The sequence below is a fragment of the Endozoicomonas sp. ONNA1 genome (assembly GCF_024606325.1).
Lineage (GTDB): Bacteria > Pseudomonadota > Gammaproteobacteria > Pseudomonadales > Endozoicomonadaceae > Endozoicomonas_A.
The window spans coordinates 1-1,803 of sequence record NZ_JAHHPN010000109.1 but is presented as its reverse complement, the minus strand read 5'-3'; the positions used below and the strand labels follow the sequence as shown (position 1 = coordinate 1,803).

Genomic DNA, 1,803 nt, shown 5'->3' with positions numbered 1-1,803 from the left:
CATGGCACCTCTCCTGCTTATTGAGCTCAGTGATGAGACTGGCGGAGTGAGTCCAGCGTCTCCAGAGCTCCAGCTACTAGCAATTGAGAAGTTTGCACTTTATTGATGATGGAGTAAGTCAGCCCCCACTCTTGCAGGTGCTTTCTGAACAAGGCATTGATAAAATCAATCCCGTTGATTTCGGCGTACTCCCCCAGAAAGTAAACATGGGGCGGATTGGATTTTCCCTTTTTTGCCGCTTTGGCGATCAGGCCTGCGGCACGTTTTTGTATCTCGTCCAGAGTGGGTTGCATGGTGGCTTGCATGTGGCCAATATACCAATCTTTGAGAATTGCCGGTGCCTGATATGAATCCTGCAGTCTGAGTAACAAGATTCTATGGCCCAGCTGGTTTGTTCTCTTGCCTTGGGCGTAGCGGTTAACGAACTCTTGGTCCGAGGTTGTTGGATCGATGTGTTTCTTCAGATAAATGAGGGCAGCGAGCTTTCCTGCCTCAAGTTTCACTTCTGCCAGACAGGACTTTGCATCGGCAAGGCAAGAAGATGCGTCTGAAGCAAGCTCCTTATACTCATGGTCAGACATATATTTTTCCGATCGTGCAAGCGTTACGTCACATCTCTCTATGATGTCTGTGCAATTTGTTTCGAAAAGGGTAAAAAACTGTTCACTGGCGGAGGCTCCGATGCTGTAAACGCTACCACTGGGAAGCTTCTTAACGGGTCTCGGTTGGACGGGGGTAACAGGGGGGATAATGCCAGGGATGTTAATACCGGGAAGTCTCTTGTCATCACCATAAGGCATTTTCATATCAACGGTTTTTAACTCGCCCTGTTCCATAGAACACACCAGATCGTAGGTGGTTTTAAGCACAAACAGCTCATCTTCTGCTTGCATCAATTTCATCGCTTCCCCGATCAGGACGGTATCCCGGGTAGTCAGTATTTCAGCCAAAGTTATCCCGCCCTGTTGAAAGGTTTCTTTTATGGCTGTTTCTGCCTGTTTCTGAATGTCGATAACATCCTGTGGGGCATAGTAAGTGTAAAGTTTATCGCCTTCTTTGGCCCTGGTGGCATCAAAGCCAGCTGCTGCATAGAGGAATGAAGCGGATGTTTTTGCTGGATCTATACCCCTTTGGGCCAGTATCAGCTTCTGCTCTTCAAGCATTTCCCGGGACATTTTTCTGGCTACAGCCGCAGTGTTTCGGGAGGGGTCATAATCGTCGCTCTTCATGGCTGTGTGGGTTCTTTTGGAAGCAATGTTCCCAACATGGTCCAGATAAGCTTCGTCGATGCTCATGTCCCGCCTGATCGAGGCCAGAAGCACTCCGGGCTTATCATTGCCCGGACGAAGAACCAGATACATCTCTGCTCGGGAGTTGAGGCTCCAGAGTACATAAACCAGCTCTTCCTGAGCCTGAAGGATGGCACTGAAGCTTATCGAAGACAGGACCACAAACAGGAGAACTGCTTTTCTGAACATCACGGTTCGCTCTTGACTGCTGATAAGGACAGTAATCTTAGACTGGACTTTCAGTGTGTGGGTTCCTTTTTTGTCAATAAGTCTGTTTTATCAACAGCATAAAGCTACTTTTACGGAGCCTGTTCTGGAAAAAGTTGGACCTCAATTTATGCATAGTACAGCCAGAATGGTGGGTGAGGCGGCTGAAAAAGGTGGAGTGTGTCATGTCATCGTCACTCACATCAGTGGCTGTTATCGAGAACAGTCGCCTGTGGAATAATGCCGGAGAGCTGCATGGACATGGCACCTCTCCTGCTTATTGAGCTCAGTGATGAGACTGGCGGAG

At 48.5% G+C, this 1,803-nt stretch carries 1 protein-coding gene; it reads right to left on the bottom strand.

Annotated features, from left to right (window positions below; all coding sequences use genetic code 11):
- Positions 1–26 precede the first annotated feature (26 nt).
- Positions 27–1,478 carry a hypothetical protein gene (locus tag KDK19_RS02415; RefSeq protein ID WP_257291278.1) on the bottom strand — a complete coding sequence of 484 codons (1,452 nt, stop codon included), beginning with the start codon at positions 1,476–1,478 and terminating at the stop codon, positions 27–29.
- Positions 1,479–1,803 lie beyond the last annotated feature (325 nt).

Coding starts and splice junctions, on each gene's coding strand:
- KDK19_RS02415 (WP_257291278.1), bottom strand. CDS start 1,478: ATGTTCAGAAAAGCAGTTCTCCTGTTTGTGGTCCTGTCTTCGATAAGC.